Annotated in this window: 31 protein-coding genes and 2 pseudogenes; 18 read left to right on the top strand and 15 right to left on the bottom strand. The window is 32.4% G+C overall.

Annotation, left to right across the window (positions count from 1 at the left end):
* The 13 genes from SJY34_RS07150 to SJY34_RS07090 form a co-directional block, all read right to left on the bottom strand.
* Entirely contained in the window at positions 1-519 is a 519-nt protein-coding gene (locus tag SJY34_RS07150) for a hypothetical protein (RefSeq protein ID WP_400080622.1), read from the bottom strand.
* Between the two features lie 49 nt (positions 520-568).
* Complete coding sequence (locus tag SJY34_RS07145) at positions 569-1,024, bottom strand: hypothetical protein (RefSeq protein WP_400080619.1); 456 nt, start codon at positions 1,022-1,024, stop codon at positions 569-571.
* 157 nt (positions 1,025-1,181) lie between these two features.
* On the bottom strand, positions 1,182-1,358 hold the full coding sequence (locus tag SJY34_RS07140; RefSeq protein ID WP_400080616.1) for a hypothetical protein: 177 nt from the start codon (positions 1,356-1,358) through the stop codon (positions 1,182-1,184).
* An 84-nt stretch (positions 1,359-1,442) separates the two neighbouring features.
* A complete protein-coding gene (locus tag SJY34_RS07135) occupies positions 1,443-1,811 on the bottom strand; it encodes a hypothetical protein (protein ID WP_400080613.1) in 369 nt (122 codons plus the stop codon).
* A 37-nt stretch (positions 1,812-1,848) separates the two neighbouring features.
* A complete protein-coding gene (locus SJY34_RS07130; protein ID WP_400080611.1) occupies positions 1,849-2,739 on the bottom strand; it encodes a YitT family protein in 891 nt (296 codons plus the stop codon).
* A gap of 123 nt (positions 2,740-2,862) precedes the next feature.
* A complete protein-coding gene (locus tag SJY34_RS07125) occupies positions 2,863-3,186 on the bottom strand; it encodes an EF-hand domain-containing protein (protein WP_400080608.1) in 324 nt (107 codons plus the stop codon).
* A gap of 69 nt (positions 3,187-3,255) precedes the next feature.
* Complete coding sequence (locus SJY34_RS07120; protein WP_400080605.1) at positions 3,256-3,708, bottom strand: tRNA (cytidine(34)-2'-O)-methyltransferase; 453 nt, start codon at positions 3,706-3,708, stop codon at positions 3,256-3,258.
* Between the two features lie 42 nt (positions 3,709-3,750).
* On the bottom strand, positions 3,751-3,963 hold the full coding sequence (locus SJY34_RS07115) for a hypothetical protein (protein ID WP_400080602.1): 213 nt from the start codon (positions 3,961-3,963) through the stop codon (positions 3,751-3,753).
* A complete protein-coding gene (gene trpA, locus SJY34_RS07110; RefSeq protein ID WP_400080599.1) occupies positions 3,960-4,721 on the bottom strand; it encodes a tryptophan synthase subunit alpha in 762 nt (253 codons plus the stop codon). The genes SJY34_RS07115 and trpA overlap by 4 nt, the downstream gene beginning before the upstream one ends.
* 85 nt (positions 4,722-4,806) lie before the next feature.
* A complete protein-coding gene (gene trpB / locus SJY34_RS07105; protein WP_400080596.1) occupies positions 4,807-5,988 on the bottom strand; it encodes a tryptophan synthase subunit beta in 1,182 nt (393 codons plus the stop codon).
* Positions 5,989-6,147: 159 nt separating this feature from the next.
* Entirely contained in the window at positions 6,148-6,828 is a 681-nt protein-coding gene (gene mnmD / locus SJY34_RS07100) for a tRNA (5-methylaminomethyl-2-thiouridine)(34)-methyltransferase MnmD (protein ID WP_400080594.1), read from the bottom strand.
* Positions 6,829-7,203 carry a hypothetical protein gene (locus tag SJY34_RS07095; protein WP_400080591.1) on the bottom strand — a complete coding sequence of 125 codons (375 nt, stop codon included), beginning with the start codon at positions 7,201-7,203 and terminating at the stop codon, positions 6,829-6,831. It abuts the gene before it with no gap.
* A gap of 61 nt (positions 7,204-7,264) precedes the next feature.
* Entirely contained in the window at positions 7,265-7,768 is a 504-nt protein-coding gene (locus tag SJY34_RS07090) for a DUF4920 domain-containing protein (RefSeq protein ID WP_400080589.1), read from the bottom strand.
* 118 nt (positions 7,769-7,886) lie between these two features.
* Here SJY34_RS07090 and SJY34_RS07085 point away from each other — a divergent pair, with 118 nt between their 5' ends.
* Positions 7,887-8,954, top strand: coding sequence for a branched-chain amino acid aminotransferase (locus SJY34_RS07085; RefSeq protein WP_400080586.1), 1,068 nt, complete (start codon positions 7,887-7,889; stop codon positions 8,952-8,954).
* A 26-nt stretch (positions 8,955-8,980) separates the two neighbouring features.
* Here SJY34_RS07085 and SJY34_RS07080 read toward each other — a convergent pair whose 3' ends face one another.
* Complete coding sequence (locus SJY34_RS07080) at positions 8,981-9,367, bottom strand: hypothetical protein (RefSeq protein WP_400080583.1); 387 nt, start codon at positions 9,365-9,367, stop codon at positions 8,981-8,983.
* A 53-nt stretch (positions 9,368-9,420) separates the two neighbouring features.
* On the opposite strand from SJY34_RS07080, the gene SJY34_RS07075 reads away from it, so the two are divergent.
* Positions 9,421-9,606 carry a hypothetical protein gene (locus SJY34_RS07075; protein ID WP_400080580.1) on the top strand — a complete coding sequence of 62 codons (186 nt, stop codon included), beginning with the start codon at positions 9,421-9,423 and terminating at the stop codon, positions 9,604-9,606.
* Between the two features lie 95 nt (positions 9,607-9,701).
* On the opposite strand, the gene SJY34_RS07070 is transcribed toward SJY34_RS07075, so the two are convergent.
* Entirely contained in the window at positions 9,702-10,355 is a 654-nt protein-coding gene (locus SJY34_RS07070; protein ID WP_400080577.1) for a YceI family protein, read from the bottom strand.
* Between the two features lie 148 nt (positions 10,356-10,503).
* Here SJY34_RS07070 and SJY34_RS07065 point away from each other — a divergent pair, with 148 nt between their 5' ends.
* The 16 genes and pseudogenes from SJY34_RS07065 (at position 10,504) to SJY34_RS06990 (ending at position 24,525) form a co-directional block, all read left to right on the top strand.
* Complete coding sequence (locus tag SJY34_RS07065; protein ID WP_400080574.1) at positions 10,504-11,058, top strand: nucleotide exchange factor GrpE; 555 nt, start codon at positions 10,504-10,506, stop codon at positions 11,056-11,058.
* Between the two features lie 51 nt (positions 11,059-11,109).
* Positions 11,110-12,229, top strand: a pseudogene (gene dnaJ, locus SJY34_RS07060) (molecular chaperone DnaJ).
* 236 nt (positions 12,230-12,465) lie between these two features.
* A complete protein-coding gene (locus SJY34_RS07055) occupies positions 12,466-13,392 on the top strand; it encodes an ABC transporter ATP-binding protein (RefSeq protein ID WP_400080572.1) in 927 nt (308 codons plus the stop codon).
* A gap of 2 nt (positions 13,393-13,394) precedes the next feature.
* Positions 13,395-14,708, top strand: a complete 1,314-nt coding sequence (locus tag SJY34_RS07050; RefSeq protein WP_400080569.1) for an ABC transporter permease — start codon at positions 13,395-13,397, stop codon at positions 14,706-14,708.
* A 3-nt stretch (positions 14,709-14,711) separates the two neighbouring features.
* Positions 14,712-15,161: a hypothetical protein gene (locus tag SJY34_RS07045; protein ID WP_400080566.1), complete on the top strand. Its 450-nt coding sequence runs from the start codon at positions 14,712-14,714 to the stop codon at positions 15,159-15,161.
* Positions 15,109-15,216: pseudogene (locus tag SJY34_RS07040) on the top strand (mechanosensitive ion channel domain-containing protein); the annotation flags it as partial. The gene SJY34_RS07045 and the pseudogene SJY34_RS07040, both read left to right, overlap by 53 nt.
* A gap of 126 nt (positions 15,217-15,342) precedes the next feature.
* Positions 15,343-15,588 carry a hypothetical protein gene (locus SJY34_RS07035; protein WP_400080564.1) on the top strand — a complete coding sequence of 82 codons (246 nt, stop codon included), beginning with the start codon at positions 15,343-15,345 and terminating at the stop codon, positions 15,586-15,588.
* A 6-nt stretch (positions 15,589-15,594) separates the two neighbouring features.
* Positions 15,595-16,758 carry a sigma-54-dependent transcriptional regulator gene (locus SJY34_RS07030; protein ID WP_400080561.1) on the top strand — a complete coding sequence of 388 codons (1,164 nt, stop codon included), beginning with the start codon at positions 15,595-15,597 and terminating at the stop codon, positions 16,756-16,758.
* Positions 16,759-16,771: 13 nt separating this feature from the next.
* Entirely contained in the window at positions 16,772-17,650 is an 879-nt protein-coding gene (locus SJY34_RS07025; RefSeq protein ID WP_400080559.1) for a PPK2 family polyphosphate kinase, read from the top strand.
* The gene (locus tag SJY34_RS07020) at positions 17,643-18,269 is read left to right on the top strand and encodes a hypothetical protein (RefSeq protein WP_400080556.1); all 627 of its coding nucleotides are present in this window, start codon (positions 17,643-17,645) and stop codon (positions 18,267-18,269) included. Before SJY34_RS07025 ends, SJY34_RS07020 begins: the two co-directional genes overlap by 8 nt.
* Before the next feature lie 4 nt (positions 18,270-18,273).
* Complete coding sequence (locus tag SJY34_RS07015; RefSeq protein ID WP_400080553.1) at positions 18,274-19,677, top strand: M20/M25/M40 family metallo-hydrolase; 1,404 nt, start codon at positions 18,274-18,276, stop codon at positions 19,675-19,677.
* A gap of 7 nt (positions 19,678-19,684) precedes the next feature.
* The gene (locus SJY34_RS07010) at positions 19,685-20,152 is read left to right on the top strand and encodes a hypothetical protein (RefSeq protein ID WP_400080551.1); all 468 of its coding nucleotides are present in this window, start codon (positions 19,685-19,687) and stop codon (positions 20,150-20,152) included.
* 11 nt (positions 20,153-20,163) lie between these two features.
* A complete protein-coding gene (locus SJY34_RS07005) occupies positions 20,164-20,736 on the top strand; it encodes a hypothetical protein (RefSeq protein WP_400080548.1) in 573 nt (190 codons plus the stop codon).
* Between the two features lie 103 nt (positions 20,737-20,839).
* Positions 20,840-22,369, top strand: coding sequence for a carboxypeptidase-like regulatory domain-containing protein (locus SJY34_RS07000; protein WP_400080545.1), 1,530 nt, complete (start codon positions 20,840-20,842; stop codon positions 22,367-22,369).
* Positions 22,370-22,481: 112 nt separating this feature from the next.
* A complete protein-coding gene (locus SJY34_RS06995) occupies positions 22,482-22,856 on the top strand; it encodes a VOC family protein (protein ID WP_400080542.1) in 375 nt (124 codons plus the stop codon).
* Positions 22,857-22,911: 55 nt separating this feature from the next.
* Positions 22,912-24,525, top strand: coding sequence for a carboxypeptidase-like regulatory domain-containing protein (locus tag SJY34_RS06990; protein WP_400080540.1), 1,614 nt, complete (start codon positions 22,912-22,914; stop codon positions 24,523-24,525).
* The last annotated feature ends 110 nt before the right edge of the window (positions 24,526-24,635 follow it).

The following is a 24,635-nucleotide window of genomic DNA, read 5'->3' as shown; positions in this document are numbered from 1 at the left end:
TTATTTCCTAAAGCCAAAATAGCCAGCGATAATAGAAGCTAATAGAATAACACCATTAATAATCCAAAATACCCACTCGTATTCTCTCTCAAAGTATAGTTCGTAGATTGGTCCTGGTAAATCTGTTTGTATGCAAATATTAAGTGTGTTGGGTTTAGAGTTAGCATTAATAAATTTTAAGTTTAATTCATACTCTGCATTAGTTTCAGTATAAAAACCAAGTTCCTCATTAATTTCTATGGATTTGTTGTTGCATAAAATTTCAATGTTTGTATGTATGGGTTGCAAAGAGTCTCTATGTTTATAGGTGTTAGGCTGCGCTAAACTGTAAGTTATGGTATAATAAGACTCAAAGTCTGTAGTAAATGTCTCCGAAATGTTGAGCTCTTTCTCAAAAGCAAACCCTTCACAAAATGCTACGATACTTCTATCTGTTTTATCAGGATATAAGCCAATGAACATTTTAATTGCTAATAGACCTAATAGTATAGCTATAATTTTTAATGCTGTTTTAGACACTTGGTTGATTTATTTTCAATTAGTTTTATAAGTTGTTGTAAACAGTATTTTAATCATATTTATTAAAAATCACGTTTCCGATTTTTTCGGTTTCCCAATATTCGATTTGTTCCAATTCCACTTTGTTGAGTAAGGTTAGATTGTCAGAGTTTAGAGATTGATTTAAAAATTCAGTTTTTAATTCTTTAAAATTTTCAGTTACTATATCAGTTATATTTTTCGGTAAATCACAGAATTCAACAGTTGTCCAATCGGAAGAATTTTTTATACCACAAAACATCGGATAACTAGAGTTTATTCCAATTAGATATGAACCAGTTTTATCATTTACTCGAATTTGATAAAAGTTATTGTCGTGCTGTTGTTTAGTTAGTATTACGTTCCAAAATTCAGAACTATTTTCAAATTTTTCAATTAGTCGCTCAATCAATAATATGTTAATTTTAGGAATATTTTTTTGTCCGATTTTCCAAAAACCAGTTATTCCACAAGGCAGTTTGTTCATATTGTCTATAACGTGTTATATAAAAGCAAAACTTTTCATATCTCGAAAATAATTCGCGATGACGGTATATTTATGTTTGTTTTATCTGTTATAAATTTACAAAAGCTTAAGTACTTTTATGTACGTATTCCTGCGTACATTTTATAAGTCATTGTTTTTAGAAGATTTCTTTGAGAACGTCTTCATCCTCTTCGTCATCTTTTATATCAACATGTTCTATGAGGTTTTTGGGCAAATTATCCTTAGATGCAAGTTTTAAAGGAAATGGTACTAAACAAGCCAAAAAAATCATAAATATTAAGGCAGCAAGCCTTAAGGTTTTTTTAATTTTCATTTTATAATAGCATATGGCATCTCTAGAATTTGAGATGCTATTCGTAACTAATTGATGTTATAGCCAGTAAGGGCTATCTAAAAACTAGGATACGATATCGCTATAAAGAGTTTGGTGTGTAGAACAGGTGTAGAGCATAGTATGCAGTTGTACTGCTCTAAGTCCAAGTGTTTGGTGAGTATAGCTTATTAAAGCTGTGCTTTGTTTTAGTTTATAATCTTTTTGAAATTCTATAAAAGCAAATGTTGTGTAGTTTAGAAAAGAACCAATAGTAATAGTATTGGCTTTATGGTATTGTATTGAAAAACGCGTATCTTCAGTTGTATCACTAACTACCAAAGCCGTTTTGACAGCTTGACTGGGTAAATGACTTACAGCACTAGTAAACGCAACTAAACTTAAGATTAGTGAGAGTCCCACTAATAAGAGGTTCTTATGTTTTGTATGCTTCATATTCAAAGATACTAAATTACATGATATTCGCTTAATGCTAGATTTTGGGTAGTATTTTATTCTTCTTTTTATCCAAGTAATGGCGAAGGACTCCACCTTTTACATTGTTAACATCAAACTCTACTATAAATGCATTTTTGTCAATTTGATCTATAATGCGATGCATTTTTTTAATGTCAATACGGTTAATTATGGTGTGTATAATATCAAAATCTTCTTGAGTGCCTTGGCTTCCAAATCCTTTAGATCCTTTGTATGTGGTTAAGCCAGCTCCTAACTCTTTCATAATGGCAACTTTTATTGTCATATATTCTTTTGAAACTATTGTAACACCTATAAAATCTTCAAAGCCCTCAATAGTTAGATCTGTCACTTTTGCAGTGACTATGTAAGTGAGAATAGAGTAAAGCGCAACTTCCACAGAAATAACATAAGCGGTTATACTAAACAAAATGATATTAAAAAGCAGTATCACCTGGCCAATACTAAAACCAAATTTGTCATTGAGATAAACACCCAAAATTTCAGAACCATCTAGCACAGAGCCATTCCTTATAGCAATTCCAATGCCTGCACCCAAAAATAGACCGCCAAAAATGGAAATCAATAATTTATCCTCTGTTATAGTTCCAAAATTTTCAAAATGTATAAAAAGCGCCAAGCCGAGTATGCTAATGATAGATTTTATTACTATACGTTTTGAAACCGTAAAGTAACCTAATATTAAAAATGGTATACTGAAGAGTACCAGTAAAACGGAAATATTTATATCAACTTGAGTTTTAACTAAAAGCGCCATTCCTGTGACACCTCCATCTAAGAAACCGTTTGGCAATAAAAAGGCTTTTAAGCCAATGCTGGCAAGTACTATACCTAAGGCAATTTGTATATATTCAGAAATGTAATTGTAAAATTTTGAATGGCTCAAGTTTTTAATTTTTACGTAAATATAAATAATAAAACCTGATATAGTCTTTAGGATTTACTACCATTAACTAAAAAAAAATCCTCTAGTCAACTAGAGGATTTTTTTTATAGGTTTAAGTTATAATTAACCTTTAGATTTCTTAACTTTTTGTTTAGCTTCACTAATTCCCATAAAAAAAACTTTAAACTCAGCTTTATCTACATGTCCGTCTTCATTTTTATCCATGCTAGCAAAACGTTTTTCAACTTGTGCTGTTTTAGAAGGATCTTTTATACGTTTAGTCTTAAACTCTTCTAATGTAATTTTTCCATCTTTATTAATATCGAGATGCTTGAACATTTTTTTGGATGTGTCTTTTTCAGCTTGCACTACCTCTTGCGCACCAGCAAAAGAAAACGAAACGATCGCGATTATAAAAAAACCGGCTTTTAATGTCTTGGTTATCATTGTTTTAAGATTTAGGTTTTACTGTTAATTTAGCCCAATATAAGAGAAAAAGGTCAAATACGCACAATTTTATTGTAATTGTCGTAATCCTTCATATACAATTATGCTGACTGCATTAGCTAAATTAAGACTTCTAATGTGCTTATTAAATAATGGAATTTTAAAAAGTCGGTCTTTATATTTTTCAGTGAGTTGCTTAGATAATCCTACGGATTCTTTGCCAAATATTAAGAACATATTTTCTTTAAAGTCAATATCCCAATGGGATTTTGTACCATGACTAGAGAGAAATACCATTTTTGCTTTGCCATTTTTAGTAAAGAAATCGTCTATATTATCATAATAGATGACTTCTAAGTGTTGCCAATAATCTAAGCCAGCACGTTTTAGGCGTTTATCATCTATTTCGAAACCAAGTGGTTTTACTAAGTGTAATCTAGAGCCAGTAGCTAATGCCAAACGCCCAATATTGCCTGTATTATTAGGAATTTCGGGTTCTATGAGGACGATGTTGAGTGACATGTTTTTCAATCAGTTTTGTCGTTCTGAACTTGTTTCAGAATCTCACTTTTTGATTTTTAAAATGATTAATCTTATCAATAACACAAAAGGAAAACCATGAAGCACAACATCAAAATAGTCTTTAGCAACCATTCCCTTTGCACCTCCGCTGATCCAGCGTAATTTACCTAAAAGATGTGGTTCAGGGAAAAAGGGTGCTAAACCTAGTATTAAACAAAGTAGTATAATTATTTTCCAATCGTTTAAGACTTTCACAATATGGTATCAACAAATTTATCAATAGCATTCACTCCGTTTGTGGCTAAATGTTTAATAAAAGCACTACCAATAATTGCTCCTTTAGAATATTCAGTGGCTTGTAAAAAAGTTTCATTATTTGAAATACCAAAACCTACTATTTGCGGATTTTTTAATTTCATATTGGCGATGCGTTTAAAATAATCAGTTTGCTCATTGCCAAATCCAACTTTTGCTCCAGTTGTACTTGCAGAACTTACCATATAAATAAACCCTTCGGAAACTGAATCGATATAATGAATGCGATCGTCCGATGTTTGCGGTGTAATAAGGAAAACATTAATTAAACCATATTTTTCAAATGTTTCTTTATATTCTGAATGATAAACATCCACTGGTAAATCTGGTATAATAAGCCCATCAATACCAACATCTCTGCATTTTTTGCAAAACGCTTCAACTCCATATTGTAACATCGGATTAAAATAACCCATAATAATTAATGGAATAGAAACTGACTCACGAATATCTTTTAATTGCTCAAATAGGATATCACTCGTCATACCATTTTTTAATGCTTGCGTAGAACTTGCTTGTATGGTAGGACCATCAGCTAATGGATCACTGAATGGCAGACCTATTTCTATCATATCTGCACCACTTCTTTCAAGATTTTGAATTATTGATTCAGTATCCTCTAAATTAGGATAACCAGCTGAAAAATATATGGATAGAAGCTTTTTATCTTCTTTTAATTTTTGATTTATTCTGTTCATTTTATGTTCCGTGAAAACGGAATATCTTTTTTATTAAACTTTTTTCTTGATCTTAAGAGATACTGAATCGAGATCAGCAATCGGACTAAAGTCCGAAATAATCAATATAATTCTGTAAATCCTTATCTCCACGTCCAGATAAGTTTACAACTATGATATCTTCGGGTTTAAATTTTTTGTGTTCAAAAACAGCCAAAGCGTGAGACGTTTCTATGGCAGGAATAATACCTTCTAATTGGCACAATTCTAAACCAGAAGTCATAGCTTCATCATCTGTAATGGCAATGAATTCTGCACGTCCTGTTTTATAAAGATTCGCATGCATCGGTCCAACACCTGGATAGTCTAAACCTGCCGAAATAGAGTATGGTTCTGTGATTTGTCCATCTTTAGTTTGCATCAATAAGGTTTTACTACCGTGAATAATACCTTCCTTTCCCAAAACAGAAGTTGCAGCGCTTTCACCAGAATCTACTCCTAATCCAGCAGCTTCAACCGCTATAATATTTACATCTTCATTATCTAAATAGTGATAATAAGTACCAGCAGCGTTACTACCTCCACCAACACAGGCGATTAAATAATCTGGGTTTTCTGTACCTTCTTTTTCGAGTAGTTGACTTTTAATTTCCTCAGAAACTACAGCCTGAAATTTAGCCACCATATCTGGATATGGATGAGGTCCAACCACGCTTCCGATAATATAATGCGTATCAACAGGATTATTTATCCAATCACGTATGGCTTCGTTAGTAGCATCTTTTAAAGTTCTACTGCCCGATAATGCAGGTACAACTTTAGCACCCAACATTTTCATACGCGCCACATTTGGTGCCTGGCGAGCAATATCAATTTCTCCCATGTAAACAATACATTCTATTCCCATTAAAGCACATACTGTCGCAGTAGCTACGCCATGTTGACCAGCTCCAGTTTCGGCAATAATTCTGTTTTTGCCTAAACGCTTAGCCATAAGGATTTGTCCAATGGTATTATTGATTTTGTGTGCTCCTGTATGATTTAAATCTTCGCGCTTTAGATAAATTTTAGTATTGTATTTTTCTGAAAGCCGTTTGGCCAAGTAAAGAGGTGAAGGCCTACCAACGTAATCTTTTAATAAGGCATTGAACTCTTCCTGAAACGAAGACTCAGCCATAATTTTAAGGTAATTCTGTCGTAATTCTTCCACATTTGGATAGAGCATTTCTGGTATATATGCTCCACCAAACTCACCGTAATAACCTTTTTCATTAACGTTATAACTCATAATTAAGTTGCTATTATCAATAGCTGTGCAAGTTAAGGAATTATGAGGTAAATTGAAATGAGAATGGGTTTTGTTTTAAGTAAAAATAGCAGGTTTTAATTGCGATATTTGTATGTATAGTCACTCTAAATTGTTTGATCTGTTGTGTATGGTCGGATATTATGAAAGTATTTTACGTGCTCTCAGCATTTCTCGCTTGCCAGGTGGTCCCGGAAGTCGCTCTACAGTAAAACCAACTGCTTGCATAGCACGTCTTACGCTTCCTTTAGCAGAATAGGTAACTAAAACACCATTTTCTTTGAGTGCTTTAAACATAATTTTAAAAATATCTTCTGTCCATAAATCGGGTTGCACTCTAGCTCCAAAAGCATCAAAATAGATGATATTAAATTCATTTTTAGCATCTATGTCTTTAAAGAATTTTTTTTGTTTTTCTAATAGGAAGGTCCGCGTGATATTATGTTGTATTTCCCAAGATGAAGTATGCAATGTTTGAAAAATACCAGTATGCGCTTCAGAAATTAACTCTACATAGTTGAGTTGATTGATTTCTTCTAATTCTACAGGATAAGCTTCAACACCAACATAGTTAATATTTAGATTTAATTTTTCGGCTTCGATAAGTGTTAGCAAGGCATTAAGTCCTGTACCGAAACCTATTTCTAGGATTGAAATAGGCTTAGATTCTGAAACAAGTTCAGAATAAAAAAGCAAACCATGTTTTAAAAATACATGATTTGCTTCTTGTATAGCGCCATGGATGGAATGGTATTGTTCGTTCCAATCCTCTATTTGTATAGTTTTAGAACCATCTGATGTGGTGATTATTTTTCGTTTCAATTATTGAATCAGTAATTTTTTGATTTTAGGAATTGGTCCTACACATTCTGTTTTATGGCAGCCTAGACAATTGTTTATAGCAGAATTGAAGCGTTCTTTCAATTCTATGTTAGAGAGCGTATCCGTAACTGCATTTTGAGACTCAATAAATACGTTGACAAAGCTATTCCAAGCTGGTGTTCTACCTTTTCCACTCGACATTTCTGCAGAATGCAATTGCATTAAATCTAAAGGCATTGAAACTGTTGTTTCACCTGCTGTAATTTGATTTTTTATTTGCAAATTATATGCATACATCGCTTTCATTAAATTAGCCATCTCTGAAGGTTGATACATATCGTATTCAACTTTCTTAGAGATTACTTTCTCTTCCATTTTTACTGCATTATTACAGCCAACTAATAAAAATAATGAGCAAAAAATTATTTTCGTTATTTTATTGTTTAAGTAATACTCCATCAGCTTCAAAAGAATAAGTACGTTTAGGCTCTGTGATGGCTTCAATTTCTTCTTTAGATTTACCAGCATCTTCAGCATAGTGTCGTAACTCTTCCACTGAAACTTCAGATACGAAAGCTTTTCCATTTACTACAACTTCTCCTTCAGCATTTAATGGCATAAAAAACCCGTAATCCTTGAACTTTACCATAACTTCATTTTCACCATCCATATCCAGAGTCATCCAGCAACCTTTAGCAGAGCAAACTTCATTAATTTTAGCTCTCATTTTAGAATTGATTGTATCACCTTCCTTCATGGTTTTATAATGTACCATCATTCTGTCCGAAGATAAAGCATCTGCATCATTTATTTCCATTCCAAAAGAAGCATAGGCAATGTCTTCTTTTATATCTTCCAACTTATTTTCAGTAGTTTTTGTTTCGTTCTTACATGCTATAAAAGCTAAACTAAGAGTAAGAAATAAGACTAATTTTTTCATTATTTATAAGTTTTTAATTGATTAATTATCGAATTACAAATTTACGTAATTTAGGGGAATTTTGCCTTTTTTTAACGGTAATGATTATGTATTTTTGCTTTATAAAGAATTGAAGATTATGGCTGTAACTTTAGACAATATTCAGGTTGAATTATCCCAAACTTCTAAAATTAATGATGTTGATTTTAGTAATTTAAGTTTTGGTCGTGTTTTCTCGGATCACATGTTTGTGTGTGATTTTGAAGATGGTGCATGGCAGACACCTAAAATTATGCCATATCAGGCTTTGAGTTTAGAACCTTCAGCAAAGATTTTTCACTATGGACAGTCCATCTTTGAAGGTATGAAGGCTTATAGAGATTCAGAAAACAATGTGTTTTTATTTAGACCAACGGATAATATTAAGCGAATGAATATTTCTGCCAAACGTTTAGCCATGCCAGAAATACCAGAAGCCTATTTTATGGAAGGTCTTAAAGAACTTTTAAAGATTGAAAAAGACTGGATACCGACTACAGAAGGTAGTGCGCTTTATGTGCGTCCATTTATGTTCGCCACAGGTGAAGGGTTTCATGCTTCACCTGCAGATTCTTATAAGTTTATCATAGCATGTGCTCCTTCTGGACCATATTTTTCAGGAAAGGTAAAAGTACTTATAGAAGAACACTATTCGCGTTCTGCAAATGGTGGTGTTGGTTTTGCAAAAGCTGGTGGTAACTATGCTGGTCAATTTTACCCTACTCAATTAGCTAAAGAAAAAGGCTATCAGCAAGTTATTTGGACAGATGATAATACTCACGAATATATAGAAGAGGCTGGTGCGATGAATATATTTGCAAGAATTAATGACACCTTACTTACCGTACCGACCAGTGATAGAATATTAGATGGTATAACAAGAAAAAGTATTCTAACCATTGCTGAAGCGGAAGGTATTAAAACTGAAGTAAGAAAAATTAAAGTTGCTGAACTTGTTGAAGCATCAGAAAATGGGAGTCTTAAAGAACTTTTTGGTGCAGGTACAGCAGCCGTAATTTCACCTATTTCTGGTTTCGGTTTTAAGGGTAAAGATTACGAATTACCAGTTTTAGAAAACACCTATGGTGCTTTATTAAAAAAGCGTGTTACAGATATACAGACTAACCAATCAAGTGATCTTTTTGGATGGCGTATAAAAGTGTGTTAGATTTTGTTAGCTAGTTGAAAGACCAACTACTTATCTAAAATTTCTTTTATATGCGGTTTAAAGTAGTTAGGTCCTTTGAGTACTTTTCCATCTTCTCTGTAGATTGGCTCACCATTTTCGCCTAATTTGCTCATATTACTACGTTGAATTTCTTCGAAGACTTCTTCTATTTTATGCTGCATACCATGTTCTATTATGGTTCCACATAGTATGTAAAGCATATCTCCTAAAGCATCTGCAACTTCAACCAAATCATTATCATTCGCTGCTTCTAAGTATTCTTCATTTTCTTCGCGCATTAATTTATAGCGAAGCATGTTTTTTTCTATGCCTAAGTCGGCTTTTGGTGTTTCACGATGACCTATCTTAAAAGCGGTATGAAATGCTTTTACAGCGTTGATTTTATCTTGCATAGTATGTTAGTTTATTAATCGCTTAATTGCTATTTTTGCATAAAAATAAACTAATGTTTAGTACTGGTCAATTGATTTTTGGAATATTATTTTTTATAGCCTTTGTTGTAATTATCGCCTATCAATACCGTAAAGATCTTCCACTTCACAAAAAACATTATAAAGGTACTGTTTGGGTGCTTATTGCATTTATAGGTTTTATAGCTATGATTGCTGCTGTTAAGTTTATTTTTATATAAACTGTTTTATAATTTTCATCTCTTGATTTCTGAGAATAAAAAAAGAGCAATTAAAAAATAATTGCTCTTTTATATAAACTTATATTAATACTTTATTAAGCCTTACTAGCCACCAAGGTCACTTTCAGTTCCATGTCATCATTGATAAACTTATCGCCTAAATTATCAAAAAACGACTTTGAGCCATACTGAACATTCCACTTAGATCTGTCAATAGTAAAAGTTTCACTTGTTAAAGTCATAGCATCTCCATCCATAGAAGTACTAACAGGAAAACTAATATTATTTGTTTTATCTTTCATTGTTAAGTTTCCAGATAACATCGTTTTACCCTCTACGGTTTCTATACCTGTAACTTCAAAACTTGCCGTTGGGTAAGTTTCTACATCAAAAAAGTCAGCACTAGTTAAATGACCTCTTAGCTTTGCATTGCCCTCTTCCTCTGCAGGAATATCTGTAACAACGATGCTACTCATATCAATTGCAAACTTTCCGCTTTCAATAGCATTGTCGTTTACGTTTAGCTTACCTTCTTTAATAGCTATAGTCCCTGTATGAGATCCTGTTGGCTTAAAGCCTTTCCATTCAATCATAGATTTTTCTAAATTTGCACTGTAAGTAACTGCCGTGTTTTCTGCTACTGCTGCTGCTTCCGCTTCTTTTGTTTCTGCTTCTTTAGCTTTATCACCACAACTTGTGAATGAAATGAATGCAACTAAAGCTAATGTTTTTAAAAATAATGTTTTCATAGTTAGTGTTTTTTGTTTTAAGTGTGCAAAGTTAAGCATAAGTGAACTTATAGTATTATAAAAAAATGTTAATGACATTTTGACATTTTAATAATAATGGCAGTACTTTTGCAAACTCTAAATCGAAGATTTAAAAATAGAACTCAAAATGAGTAAAAAAGATAAAAATAGTAAGGTTGAAGAAACTCAAGTAGAGGAAACTTCTACAGCAACCTCTGAAACTGAGCAAGATCATCAAATAGAAACAAAATCTGCAGAAGAACAACTACAAGATCAATTAGCTGCTGAGAAAGATAAATTTATGCGATTGTTCGCAGAATTTGAAAATTACAAAAAGCGTACGACTAAGGAGCGTATAGATTTGTTTAAGACAGCTAGTCAAGATGTTATGGTATCTATGCTACCAGTTTTAGATGATTTTGAACGTGCATTAATGCATATAGAAGAAGATAAAGAGGCCGAAGAACTAAGAAAAGGCGTCTTGTTAATCTATAACAAGTTGATAAATACTCTAGAACAAAAAGGGTTGTCTAAGATAGAAGTGAAACAAGGAGATGTTTTTAATGCGGATGATCATGAAGCGGTTACTCAAATTCCGGCACCAAGCGATGACTTAAAAGGAAAAATTATTGATGTTGTTGAGCGAGGTTATAGATTAGGCGATAAAGTGATTCGATTTCCTAAAGTGGTTATTGGACAATAAATTTAAAACGAAAGTTTTCCACTTTCGTGGAAATGAATAATAAATTATTCAATGAAAGAAGATTATTACGACATATTAGGAATCAGTAAAAGTGCATCTGCATCAGAGATAAAAAAAGCTTATCGTAAGATGGCATTAAAATATCATCCAGATAAAAATCCTGATGATAAGGACGCTGAAGAGAAATTTAAGAAGGCTGCAGAAGCCTATGAAGTTTTAAGTAATGCTGATAAAAAAGCACGTTACGACCAATTTGGTCACCAAGCATTTGATGGCAGTGGAGGCTTCGGTGGAGGCGGAATGAATATGGACGATATCTTCAGCCAGTTCGGTGATATCTTTGGTGGTGCTTTTGGAGGTGGAGGTGGTTTCTTCTGGCTTTGGTGGTGGTGGAAGACAACGTGTAGTTAAAGGAAGTAACCTCCGTATTCGTGTTACTTTAACATTAGATGAAGTTGCTAATGGTGTTGAAAAGAAAATAAAAGTAAAACGAAAAATACAAGCACCAGGAACAACATATAAAACGTGTAGTACTTGCAACGGATCTGGTCAGGTGACAAGAGTTACCAATACTATTTTGGGTAGAATGCAAACTTCTGCACCATGCCAAACTTGTGGTGGAGCAGGTCAGACAATTGATAAGAAACCATCAGACGCTGATTCACAGGGCTTAAAAGTAGCTGAAGAGAAAGTTTCAGTAAAAATACCAGCAGGTGTTGTTGATGGTATGCAATTAAAAGTAACAGGTAAAGGAAACGATGCGCCAAGCAATGGTATTGCTGGTGATTTATTGGTAGTTATATCTGAAGAAGATCACCCAACCTTAAAGCGAGAAGGTGATAATTTGCATTACGATATGTACGTAAGTTTACCTGATGCTGTTTTAGGAACATCTAAGGAAATAGATACGGTTACAGGTAAAGTAAGAATTAAAATAGAAGCTGGTGTACAGTCTGGTAAAATATTGAGATTACGAGGAAAAGGTATTCCTAGCATTAATGGCTATGGTAAAGGAGATTTATTAGTACATGTTAATGTATGGACTCCAAAAACCTTAAGCAAAAAGCAAAAAGACTTTTTCGAAAGTATGAAAGAAGATGAGCATTTTGAGCCGAAGCCAGAAAGTACCGATAAATCTTTTTTTGAAAAGGTTAAGGATATGTTTTCATAAATACCCTTAGGTTTAATAAAAAATAGTATATTTGAATTACCGTTAATGCTAATTAGCGGTAATTTTTCTTTTTCATAGCAATTTTTTCCCATCCTTATCTAACCATAAGGGTGGGTTTTGTTTTTATAGTCTTTTCTTTTAAAATAATCCATAATTAGTGTGGAATTTATTCTATAAAACTCTACAACATTTAATATATTTACCTACTAACCTTACTTAAAAAAAATTAGCTATATATGAATGATTTATTAGTTGCTAATTCCGTGTCAAAAAATTTCGGAAAATTTAGAGCACTAAATAAAGTATCAATTGCCGTACCTCAAGGGAGCATCTTTGGTTTACTAGGGCCAAATGGAGCAGGAAAGACAACCTTAATCCGAATCATTAATCAAATTACAATGCCAGATGAAGGTTCTGTATTATTAGATGGTGAAGATTTAAGACCAGAACACATTAGAGATATTGGCTATTTACCAGAAGAACGAGGTTTGTATAAGTCTATGAAAGTTGGTGAACAATGTTTGTATTTGGCACAATTAAAAGGACTTAGTAAATCCGAGGCCAAAAGCAGACTAAAATATTGGTTCGATAAGTTAGAAATTGGTGATTGGTGGAATAAAAAAATACAAGAGCTAAGCAAAGGGCAGGCGCAAAAAATTCAATTTGTAGTCACTGTATTGCACAAACCAAAGCTATTAATTTTTGATGAACCTTTCTCTGGTTTCGATCCTATAAATGCTAATTTAATAAAGGATGAAATTTTACAATTAAGAGAAGAAGGTGCCACAGTAATTTTTTCTACGCATCGCATGGAATCAGTTGAGGAGTTATGTGATCATATTGCGTTGATTCATAAATCTAATAAGATTTTAGATGGCAAACTGACTGATATAAAGCGGCAATTTAAAACTAATACTTTTGAAGTGGGTTTACAATCTTCAAATAAAGAAAAGGTGCTTTCTGAAATTCGAAATACATTTGAGGTTCTTCCTGCAACCTTTAGAAATTTGAATGACGATATTAAGTTGAATGTGAAAATAAATGAAGATACATCCTCAAATGACTTGCTTTCATTTTTAACATCAAAAGCAGAAGTACATCATTTCGTAGAAGTGATTCCTTCAGCTAGCGATATTTTTATTCAAACTGTAAAAAACAACTAAGCATGAATCATTTACCACTAATCATAAAGCGAGAATATTTAACAAAGGTTAAGAATAAGTCATTTATCGTAATGACATTTTTAAGTCCTTTGATAATGATAGCATTAATAGCTGTTGTTGCTTATTTATCGCAGTTAAATAATGATAAAAAACGCACCATTTCTGTATTAGATGAAAGCGGATATTTAAAAGATGTTTTTCAGAATACAGATAATACAACTTATACAAGTTTAATGGGAATGAACTTAGACGATGCTCTTAATTTGGTTAAAGAGAAAGAAGATTATGGATTGTTACATATAGCTGCGGTCGATTCAATAGGTGCGTTTGCTGATAACGTAAAGTTTTATTCAGAAGAATCCCCATCAACATCAATCATGTTGGGATTAGAACGAACAATTGAAAAGCGTTTAAGAGATAGGAAGCTTCAAGACGACGGTGTAACACCCGAACAAATTGAAGCTGCAAAAACCAGTATAGATATCATACAAGAAAGTTTTGATGGTGAAAAAAGTTCTAAAGTAGATAATGTAGTAAAATTAATTTTCGGTGGTATTGCAGGTTACTTGTTGTTTATGTTCATCATTATTTATGGAAATATGATTATGCGAAGCATTATTGAGGAAAAAACAAGTAGAATTATTGAAATTATTATTTCTTCCGTCAAACCCATTCAACTTATGATGGGTAAAATTATAGGAACATCCTTAGCTGGTGTAACTCAGTTTGCTATTTGGGTGATTTTAGGTGGTGTGCTTATGACTGTTGTTTCTGTGATTTTAGGTATTGATATGACACAAGCTTCAGCACCACAACAAGAGTTAATGGACCAAGCAATGCAATCAGAAGGGTTTAAAGGCATAATGGAAGACGGATTTACTGCAGTTAGTAATCTACCGTTAACTAATCTTGTCATTGCCTTTATATTTTTCTTTATTGGTGGTTACCTATTATACAGTTCTTTATATGCCGCTATTGGTGCAGCAGTAGATAATGAAACGGATACTCAGCAATTTATGTTGCCAATCCTTATGCCTTTAATTTTGGCTGTTTATGTTGGTGTATTTACTGTGATAGATGATCCTCATGGTACAGTATCGACGGTGTTTTCTTTTATTCCATTTACTTCACCAGTGGTGATGTTAATGCGTATTCCCTTTGGCGTGCCTTTATGGCAACAAGGAATTTCTCTATTATTATTAATCGGAACATTTATGTTTACAGTTTGGTTTGCTGCAAAGATTTATCGCGTAGGTATTTTAATGTATGGTAAAAAACCAACATATAAAGAATTATTTAAGTGGTTGAAATATTAGGAGATGCGGCAAGATTTTAAAAATATCGAAGATGAAATAACTAAAAGTAGTGCTTGGGAGAACACTATGGCTTTTTTTAATAAGCACATAGACTTTGGTGACAAAATTAGTATTTCAATTTTAGATATTCTCATTGTTATTACCGTTATAGCATTAACGACAGTCGTATTAAGAGTGTTGCTTAGGATTTTAACAAGAAATTTGCCAGAAGCTGATAAAGGCAAATTTAATGTAGTCTATGGCTATTTTAGATGGCTGATTTATATAGTTATTTTATTAATTACCCTTCATTCAGTTGGTGTTAACGTAACTGCTGTTTTTGCAGCTTCGGCAGCCTTATTGATAGGAGTTGGATTAGCGCTACAAACTTTATTTCAGGACATCATCTTCTGGTGTTTTTATACTTATAGATCAATCAGTTCATGTTGGCGATATTATAGAATTAGATGGTAAAGTTGGGAGAGTTGAGGAAATTAAGTTAAGAACTACAAGGGCAGTAACAATTGATAATAAAGTTTTAGTCATACCAAATCATTTATATTTAACAAACTCATTATATAACTGGACTCAGAACGGAACCTTAACACGAGAGAGTGTTTCAGTTGGAGTAGCATATGGCAGTGATGTAGAATTAGTGAAAAAGTTATTGTTGCAGACAGTAAGTACACATCCTGATATTATTCCTATACCTGAACCTGCGGTTTTGTTTACCGATTTTGGTGATAGCGCGTTAAATTTTAAATTAGTTTTCACACTAAATGATAGTTTTAAAGCATCATTCCCTAAGAGTGATATTAGATTTAAAATTGATAAATTATTTAGAGAAAATGATATAACTATTCCTTTTCCTCAGCGAGATATTCACATTCATAATAAATAAAAACAGATGCCAAAAATATTAATAATAGAAGATGAAGCGGCAATCCGCAGAGTACTGGTAAAGATACTTTCTGAAGAAAACGATACCTACCAAGTCGAAGAGGCCGAAGATGGATTAGTTGGAATTGAAAAAATCAAAAAAGATGATTTTGATTTAGTGCTTTGTGACATTAAAATGCCAAAAATGGATGGTGTTGAGGTTTTAGAAGCTGTGAAGAAGATAAAGCCAGAGGTACCCATGGTAATGATTTCTGGTCATGGAGATTTAGATACTGCTGTAAACACTATGCGTTTAGGAGCATTCGATTATATTTCAAAACCACCAGATTTAAACCGCCTTTTAAATACAGTGCGCATTGCTTTAGATAGAAAAGAGCTCGTAGTAGAAAACAAAATGCTAAAAAAGAAGGTTAGCAAAAACTATGAGATGATTGGTGAGAGCAAAGCTATTGCGCGTATTAAAGATATGATCGATAAAGTGGCTCCAACAGATGCAAGAGTATTGATAACTGGTCCTAACGGAACGGGAAAAGAACTTGTTGCCCATTGGTTACATCAGAAAAGTGAACGTTCTAAAGGGCCTATGATTGAGGTTAACTGTGCTGCAATTCCAAGTGAGTTAATTGAAAGTGAATTATTTGGTCACGTAAAAGGTGCATTTACCTCTGCTGCAAAAGATAGAGCTGGTAAATTTGAAGCTGCAAATGGAGGTACGATCTTCCTAGATGAGATTGGTGATATGAGTTTGTCTGCTCAGGCTAAAGTATTACGAGCATTACAAGAAAGTCGAATTCAACGTGTTGGTAGTGATAAGGATATTAAAGTGAATGTTAGAGTTGTGGCTGCTACTAACAAAAACCTTAAAAAGGAAATTGAAGATGGTAAGTTTAGAGAAGATTTATACCATAGGTTAGCAGTAATTTTAATTGAAGTTCCTGCGCTTAATGATAGAAGGGAAGATATACCCTTACTTATAGAATATTTTGCAAATAAAATTTCTAGTGAACAAGGCACAGCTAAAAAAGTGTTTGCAGATAAGGCTGTAAAATTACTTCAAAATTATGATTGGACAGGAAATATACGTGAGCTACGAAATGTTGTTGAACGTTTAATTATATTAGGTGGAAGTGAAGTCAGTGAAAGTGATGTCAAAGCTTTTGCTTCAAAATAAAATAAAAAGAATTATGAAAAGCATCAATATAGACGATTTTAAAATCTCATCACAAATTGATATAAAAGACCTTTCAACTTTTGTCGATTTACAAGCAGGTAAAAAACAAATTGAAAAAGAACTTAGAACTGTTAGTGAAGATTTGGCAGAAATACAAAACACCATGTATGCACATGGTAAATATGCTGTATTAATGTGTATTCAGGGTATGGATACTGCTGGGAAGGATAGTTTGATTAGAGAAGTGTTCAAGGAATTCAATGTCAGAGGAATCGAAGCGCATAGTTTTAAAAAACCAACAGATATTGAGCTGAAGCACGACTATCTTTGGAGGCATTATATTGCGTTGCCTGCACGTGGAAAATTCGGCATTTTTAATAGAACACATTACGAAAATGTATTAGTGACTCGTGTACATCCTAATTATTTGATGTACGAAAACATGCCAGATATTAATAGTGTTGACGATGTTACTGACAAGTTTTGGGAACGACGATTTGAAGAAATCAATAATTTTGAAAAACATATTGCAGACAACGGCACCATAATTTTTAAGTTTTTCTTGAACCTTTCAAAGGATGAACAAAAAAATAGATTATTAAGACGATTGAATAAGCCAAATAAACATTGGAAATTTTCACCAGATGATTTAGATGAGCGTATACTTTGGGATAAGTATCAAACTTGCTATGAAGATGCTATAAACAAAACGTCTAAACCTCATGCACCTTGGTTTAATATTCCAGCCGATGATAAACCCACGGCAAGGTATCTCGTTGCTAAAATTCTTTATGATACACTGAAAACATATTCAGATATAAAAGAACCGGAATTACCAGAAAAAGAAAAAGCTAATATTGGTATGTATAAGCAACAATTAGAGAATGAATAAAAAGGTTAGATTGTTTTATAAAAGCATATTAGTAGTTCTTCTAGTATTGACTTCTAATTTAGAAGCGCAAACAGATGATGATGCAATTAAAACAGATTTTGCAGCCTATTTGGAAGCTATTAAAAGTAAAGATTTTGAAACTTCATTTAATTATCTTGTTGAGGAGGTTTTTGATATTATTCCAAGAGAGACAATGCTTTTAGCAATGGATCAAACTTTTAATGCAGAAGGGGTAGAGTTTTCCTTTGGCGACTTTAATATTGATACTATTCAGAAGCCAAGAAAAGTGGATAGTACAGCTTATGTTATTCTTAACTACACCAGTAATATGTCTATCCGTTTTGTGTCAACTGAAGATGAAGAGGAGACCACCGAAGAGGATGAAAAAATGATGCGTTTAATGATAGAGACTGCATTAGAACAACAATTTGGTAAAGAAAATGTAAATTATAATGATACTACTGATTTTTTCGATATTATAGCAATAAAGAAGGCTGTTGCAGTAAAAAAAGATGAAAATGAGCAATGGAAGTTTCTTGTTGTAGAAAAGGGTAAACCTTTTTTACTAAAAGCTATTTTGCCTAATACAATTTTAGAAGAAGTTTTAACTGAAGATTAATATTATGAAGACTAAGGTAATTGTTTTATGGGTGTGCTGCTTTGTTGCCAACGGATTTGCACAAGCAGATGAAGATGTTCTAAAAACCATTTATAGTACATCACTTACTAATGGTAAAAGTTATGAGTGGCTAGATTATTTATCCAACAAAATTGGTGGGCGACTATCTGGTTCTACCAATGCAGAACTTGCTGTGCAATACACAAAATCCGAACTCGAAAAATTAGGCCTAGATAATGTATGGCTTCAACCTGTTATGGTTCCAAAATGGGTGCGAGGAGAAAAGGAAATGGCCTATTTCGAAACGTCTGGAGTTATGCAAAAAGTAAATATTTGTGCTTTGGGAGGCTCTATTGCAACACCAAATGGAGGTGTGAAAGCACAAGTTTTAGAAGTGGCTACATACGAGGATTTAGAGGCCTTAGGTGAGGAAAAAATTAAAGGTAAAATTGTATTTATAAATAGAGCTTTGCAACCAGATCTTATAAATACTTTTGAAGCTTATGGTGGTTGTTCTTCAGAGCGTTATAGAGGTGCGGCAGAAGCAGCCAAGTATGGTGCAGTTGGCACTGTAGTCCGCTCTTTAAGTTCTAGACAAGATGATTATCCTCATACAGGAAGTATGAGTTATGGTGATTTACCAGTTGAGCAGCGTATTCCATCTGCTGCCATTAGTACTAATGATGCTGTAAAATTAAGTGAAGCTTTAAAAAAGGATAAAAATTTAGAGTTTTTCTTAGAGATGAGTTGCCAACAATTTGATGATGTGGAATCTTATAATGTCATCGGTGAAATTACAGGTAGTGAATTTCCAAATGAGTATATGATTGTTGGAGGTCATTTAGATTCATGGGATTTAGGTGATGGAGCTCACGATGATGGTGCTGGAGTGGTTCAGTCTATGGACGTTTTACGCTTATTAAAAGAAAGTGGTGTAACACCAAAAAGAAGTATAAGAGTGGTTTTATTTATGAATGAAGAAAATGGACTTAGAGGTGGACGTAAATATGCTGAGGTTGCGAAAGAAAAAAACGAAAAACATGTATTTGCTTTAGAAAGTGATTCTGGTGGATTTACTCCAAGAGGTTTTAGTTTTGATTGTAGCGAGCAGATGTTAGCTAAAATACAGTCTTGGAAACCATTGTTTAAGCCCTATTTAATTCATTTTTTTGAAAAAGGATACAGCGGTGCTGACATTAGACCGCTTAAAAATGATGATATTGTGCTTGCTGGGTTAAGACCAGATTCTCAGCGTTATTTTGATCATCATCATGCCGCAAATGATACTTTTGAGCATGTAAATAAACGCGAGTTAGAATTAGGTGCTGCAACAATGACAAGCTTGGTATTCTTGATTGATAAATATGGTTCTCCACCAATAAAAAATACTAAAGAAATAAAGGATTAATTATATAATGAGTAGCTTTTTTGCTGAAATAATTGCTGAACTTTTAGAATGGTATCTCGATATTAAATTTTGGTTTAAGAAACGAAAAAGAAGAAAATTTGAAAAAGAGAATAACTTGCCTAAGCGATTAATGATTTATCCATCGGATAAAATTTCAATCGCCCTTGTAAGTATTGGTTCAATTTTAGTTTTTGTGTTTATTTTTTTTATCTACCCAGATATGAAAGAAAAAAAGACTAAAGAAAAGTTGGCAGAAATTGTGCAAATTTTAGAAAAAGAGAAACAGGTTTTAGGAGTCTATCCAAAAGAACTAAATGAGATTATTAGAAGTAATCCTTTGAGACGAGATATAACTAAGGATTATTGGAATAACCAAATTCATTATAAGGTTTCTAATGATGATAGTTATGTATTATTTTCTTTAGGAAAAGATGGATCTCCAAATACAGACGACGATATCGTCTTAGAATATTAAAAAGTCTTAAAATGAAAAACAGATTATTTATTATTGTTTTGCTAATTGCCTCTTTATCTTTTGCACAAAAGGATAAAGAAGAAAAATTGCCTTACTATGAAATTCCCGAATATCCTGAAGAGTTTACTGCAGGAACAATGGCTGCAAGAATGGTAGATGCATTAGGATTCCGCTATTATTGGGCTTCAGATAGTTTAACAGAAAAAGATTTAGCTTATCGTGCAACTGAAGAAGGCAGATCTGCCGAAGAAACTATTAAACATATTTACGACCTGTCTAAAATTATAGTGAATTCTACATTAATGCAACCAAACTCCAACGATAAAGAAGATTTGTCCTATGAAGAAATACGAGTTAAAACTTTAAACAATTTAAAAACAGCTGCAGATATTTTAAGGGAAAGTGATGATATTTCACAATATAAAATCGTTTTTGGAGAGCGTGAGATTCCATTTTGGAATCAGGTTAATGGACCAATAGCAGATGCTATTTGGCATTGTGGACAATTGGTGATTTACAGACGTACCACAGGAAATCCTATAAACCCAAGAGTGAATCATTTTACAGGAAAGGTTCGCAAATAAAGTATTAGGCTAACCTTTCTTATTATAATTTAACACCAAATAGTGGACTTAAATAGTTTTATAAACTAACTTTCACCTAAAGACAATATTTCAAAATCTTCGTATGCGCTTATCGTATCTCACCATAGTTTTTGTTCTTTTCGGCATATTTGTTTGCCATTCTCAGGAGAAACAACAAATGCTATTTAGAATTATAAATGCAGAATCTAAACAACCTGTTCCTTACGCAACTATTCGGTTTGCAAATAATAGAAGTGGCACTATAGCAAATGTTCTCGGAGATTTTAGAATACCTATTCGCTACAAAAAAGATAAAGACACTCTGATCATAAGTTGTATAGGTTACAGTAAAAAACGAATTGCATTGAATTCTTTACCACAAAAAAGATATCATACCATTTACTTAATGCCTAAAACGGAAGAGTTAAGCGAGGTTGTTATAAATTCTAAGGACAAAAAGAGATTATCAGCAAGACAGATCGTAATTAAGGCCATAGAAAATATTGAGGATAATTATCCTAAAGACCCTTATTCGTACATTGCATATTACAGGGATTACCAATTTGTAAACGAACGATATATCAACCTAAACGAAAGTATTTTGGAAGCTTTTGACCAAGGTTTTCAAACACACAAAATTAGTGATTCTCTTAATAAATCTGCTTTATATAGTTATCAATTAAATACCGATTTTGTTCAGGATACACTATTAAGCAGTGCTATCTACAATGATTCAAAACAAATAAAAGATGGTAAAATGGGAACTAGTATAGGTAATGAATTAACTTTATTAGATATTCATGATCCTATAAGAAATTACAAGAGTGGGAGTTTTTCATTTGTTTATATTTTTGAAAAGGACTTCGCTAAAAATCATAAATTTTATAAAAAGGGCTCTATCTTTTTAGATGATGAAGAGCTTTATAAAATAGAGTTTTCCGCAAAAAATGATTTAACAGGCTATAATCATAGAGCTAAGGGGTATATATATATATCTAAGGAAGATTTTGCCATACATAGATTTGATTATAAGTTATACGCAAGTCGTATAAAAAAAACGATTTTTACAGTTGATGTTGAATATAAGCGACAAGAGAATGATAAAATGTATCTAAATTATATAACCTTTAATAATAATTTTTTTATACTTCCAAAGGGTGCCTTAAAAATTGAAAACTGGAAATATATTAAAGAAAAAAACCTTTTTGTTATAGAATTTAATAGAGTATTAGATACCTCGATAAAGCCAAAAACTAATGATGTTAAGATTTTTTTTAGAGATAAGAAATTAGGAATTAAAGACATATATTTTTCTTCACCCAATACGGTTAAGGTAAAACTCAAAAAGGAATCATCAACTTTTTTGAATCAACAGAATTTAGATGAAATAGCATTATTTACTCTGAAGCTTAAAAATTTTAAAGATATCCAAGGGTTTGAGATGGGGAAGTCGAAAGTTGAGGGCTATCAGTTTAGAGAATTATTTGTTCAACGCGTATTTTTGAATAAAGCATCAAATTCCAATTTGTATTTTGTGGATAAAGGAAAATCACTCACAGAAGCACAGTTAAACGATTTAGATAAAGGAGAAGATTATTGGCTTAACTCACCTTTAAAAACAACTGATAATTAGTGCGTAATTTTTCTATTAAGCAGGTAAAGAAAAACCAGTACTAAGAATCTAATCATAGTTGTGAACTCCCTTTAATGAAATCATTACATTTATAAGGATAAAATTAGAAATCATGTCTGGATACCTTAAACAAATTCATCCTATACTACCAGTTAAAAATGTAACAAAAGCCGTTGAGTATTATGTCCAAAAGCTTGGTTTTAAACTTGCGTTTACAGATACTACAGGTGAAAAAGGTTATGCAGGTGTTAAACGAGACAGCATTGAAATTCATTTGCAGTGGCACGATGAAGTAGAATGGATGAAAGGAATAGATAGACCAATGTTACGTATCTATGTAGATGATATTGAGGGATTATTTAGTGCTTATAGAACTCGAGATGTTTTTCACAATAATACAGCGTTAAAAGAGACGCCTTGGGGAACTAAAGAGTTTGCTTTTTATGATATTTATAGTAATGGTTTGACGTTTTATAGAGATTTATAAATGTAAAATTTGGTGTAATTTTTGATGCATAATTATGAACTATTCTAAACTAAAAATGAAATATAAGTACACTTTTCTTTTACTTATTTTAATAAGCTCTACATATACTATTTTTGCTCAAAATTCCAAAGATATACTATGTAGAATCATAGATATTGAATCCAAATATCCAGTTTCATTTGCTACTGTAAAATTCGAAAAAATTCAAAGTGGAGTTGTTGCAGATGAAGATGGGGAATTTAGATTGCCATTACGTTATAAGACTGAAGAAAAAGCTGTGATTATTTCTTCCATTGGTTTTGCGACGTTACGTGTGGAAATGAGCTCATTAAAACCAAACACAATCAATATTATTTATTTGAATCCTAAAGTAGAAGCATTAGGCACAGTTGTAATTTCTGGAAAAGTAAAGTCTAAAACTGAAGCGTCTACTGCGGAAAGCATAGTTAGAGAAGCTATAAGCAAAATCTCAATTAATTATCCAAGTGCTCCACATTCTTACATGGCATATTATAGAGATTATCAATTGGTTAATAATAAGTATTATAATCTCAATGAGGCTATTTTAGAAAATTTTGATGCAGGATTCCAAACTAGTAAGTTTGGATACTCAGAAAATGTTACAGCATTGTACTCTCATAACTTAAATAAGAGTTTCTATTTGGATTCCGTGCTTTTAAAAAGTATTTATGGAGATTCTAAAATTGTGAATAAAGATGAGAGTGCCCAATTTAAGATGGCATTAGAAAATGAACTAGAAATGTTAAATAGTCATAATCCTATCCGTAATTATAATAGACGCAGCTTTTCATTTGTAGATATATTTAAAGATAATTTTATTGATAATCACCTACTTAAACTAAAAGAGATTAAGTACATAGACGGTACACCTCTTCACGAAATTACGTTTGTGTCCAAGGATACAGAAAACGCTAAATTTAAGTCGGAAGGCGCAATCTACATCGCTAAAACTAATTACGCTATTCATAAATTTGAATATAGGATGTTGCAAAATGAAAAGTTTCGTCATTCAAATTCTCTAGGTGCTGGAGACGAAAGAAGGATTAGGGTAACGGAACGGTTAAATACCATTTATGAAATAGTATTAGAATATAAAGCTATAAATAAAAAAATGTATCTCAATTACATGACTTTTAATAATAGATTTATAATAAAAGAGCCCAATCCATTCAAGGTCTCAGAGTTTGACTTTGATCCTGAAGACAAAAAATTCTATATAACATTCAATAAGTCTGTTGATGAAGCATCAATTCAACGTAATAGTAGATTTAGGTTAATGTATAGAGGTAAAAAACTAATTATAAAGGGTATAAAACTTATAAAGCCTAACGTTGTCAGTCTAGAGGTCATAGATTGGGCAGCTGGTACTAAAGCAGATGTAAAAAAGGTAAAATCAGAAGATTTTTCTTATAAATTAAAAAGAATTAAAGATATTTCTGGTGCTACTATAAATAAAGAATCTAAACTTTTAGGTTTTCAGTTCAGAGAGTTTTTTACGCAAGAAATATTCGAAAATAGAAAACCGCCTTCTGATTTAATATTTGTAAATAAAAGAAGACCTTTATCTTTAACTAGGGTAAACGATGTAAATTTAGATATTGATAGATATTGGGTAAATTCACCATTGAAGCAAACTAAGAGCAACTAAGGTGTCATTCTGAATTTTTTTTATCGTCATTTTCTTTTTTCATTTTAATATACCTAGATACCAATCGCACTCCCAATCTTGCAAAAAGGATAACCGCAAATACCATTACG

This window comes from Winogradskyella sp. R77965 (genome assembly GCF_044594915.1).
Classification (GTDB): domain Bacteria; phylum Bacteroidota; class Bacteroidia; order Flavobacteriales; family Flavobacteriaceae; genus Winogradskyella.
This window is presented reverse-complemented; position numbering and strand designations above follow the sequence as displayed.

Coding starts and splice junctions, on each gene's coding strand:
- SJY34_RS07145 (WP_400080619.1), bottom strand. CDS start 1,024: ATGAACAAACTGCCTTGTGGAATAACTGGTTTTTGGAAAATCGGACAA.
- SJY34_RS07140 (WP_400080616.1), bottom strand. CDS start 1,358: ATGAAAATTAAAAAAACCTTAAGGCTTGCTGCCTTAATATTTATGATT.
- SJY34_RS07135 (WP_400080613.1), bottom strand. CDS start 1,811: ATGAAGCATACAAAACATAAGAACCTCTTATTAGTGGGACTCTCACTA.
- SJY34_RS07125 (WP_400080608.1), bottom strand. CDS start 3,186: ATGATAACCAAGACATTAAAAGCCGGTTTTTTTATAATCGCGATCGTT.
- SJY34_RS07120 (WP_400080605.1), bottom strand. CDS start 3,708: ATGTCACTCAACATCGTCCTCATAGAACCCGAAATTCCTAATAATACA.
- trpA (WP_400080599.1), bottom strand. CDS start 4,721: ATGAACAGAATAAATCAAAAATTAAAAGAAGATAAAAAGCTTCTATCC.
- trpB (WP_400080596.1), bottom strand. CDS start 5,988: ATGAGTTATAACGTTAATGAAAAAGGTTATTACGGTGAGTTTGGTGGA.
- SJY34_RS07095 (WP_400080591.1), bottom strand. CDS start 7,203: ATGGAAGAGAAAGTAATCTCTAAGAAAGTTGAATACGATATGTATCAA.
- SJY34_RS07090 (WP_400080589.1), bottom strand. CDS start 7,768: ATGAAAAAATTAGTCTTATTTCTTACTCTTAGTTTAGCTTTTATAGCA.
- SJY34_RS07085 (WP_400080586.1), top strand. CDS start 7,887: ATGGCTGTAACTTTAGACAATATTCAGGTTGAATTATCCCAAACTTCT.
- SJY34_RS07080 (WP_400080583.1), bottom strand. CDS start 9,367: ATGCAAGATAAAATCAACGCTGTAAAAGCATTTCATACCGCTTTTAAG.
- SJY34_RS07075 (WP_400080580.1), top strand. CDS start 9,421: ATGTTTAGTACTGGTCAATTGATTTTTGGAATATTATTTTTTATAGCC.
- SJY34_RS07070 (WP_400080577.1), bottom strand. CDS start 10,355: ATGAAAACATTATTTTTAAAAACATTAGCTTTAGTTGCATTCATTTCA.
- SJY34_RS07065 (WP_400080574.1), top strand. CDS start 10,504: ATGAGTAAAAAAGATAAAAATAGTAAGGTTGAAGAAACTCAAGTAGAG.
- SJY34_RS07055 (WP_400080572.1), top strand. CDS start 12,466: ATGAATGATTTATTAGTTGCTAATTCCGTGTCAAAAAATTTCGGAAAA.
- SJY34_RS07050 (WP_400080569.1), top strand. CDS start 13,395: ATGAATCATTTACCACTAATCATAAAGCGAGAATATTTAACAAAGGTT.
- SJY34_RS07045 (WP_400080566.1), top strand. CDS start 14,712: ATGCGGCAAGATTTTAAAAATATCGAAGATGAAATAACTAAAAGTAGT.
- SJY34_RS07030 (WP_400080561.1), top strand. CDS start 15,595: ATGCCAAAAATATTAATAATAGAAGATGAAGCGGCAATCCGCAGAGTA.
- SJY34_RS07025 (WP_400080559.1), top strand. CDS start 16,772: ATGAAAAGCATCAATATAGACGATTTTAAAATCTCATCACAAATTGAT.
- SJY34_RS07020 (WP_400080556.1), top strand. CDS start 17,643: ATGAATAAAAAGGTTAGATTGTTTTATAAAAGCATATTAGTAGTTCTT.
- SJY34_RS07015 (WP_400080553.1), top strand. CDS start 18,274: ATGAAGACTAAGGTAATTGTTTTATGGGTGTGCTGCTTTGTTGCCAAC.
- SJY34_RS07010 (WP_400080551.1), top strand. CDS start 19,685: ATGAGTAGCTTTTTTGCTGAAATAATTGCTGAACTTTTAGAATGGTAT.
- SJY34_RS07005 (WP_400080548.1), top strand. CDS start 20,164: ATGAAAAACAGATTATTTATTATTGTTTTGCTAATTGCCTCTTTATCT.
- SJY34_RS07000 (WP_400080545.1), top strand. CDS start 20,840: ATGCGCTTATCGTATCTCACCATAGTTTTTGTTCTTTTCGGCATATTT.
- SJY34_RS06995 (WP_400080542.1), top strand. CDS start 22,482: ATGTCTGGATACCTTAAACAAATTCATCCTATACTACCAGTTAAAAAT.
- SJY34_RS06990 (WP_400080540.1), top strand. CDS start 22,912: ATGAAATATAAGTACACTTTTCTTTTACTTATTTTAATAAGCTCTACA.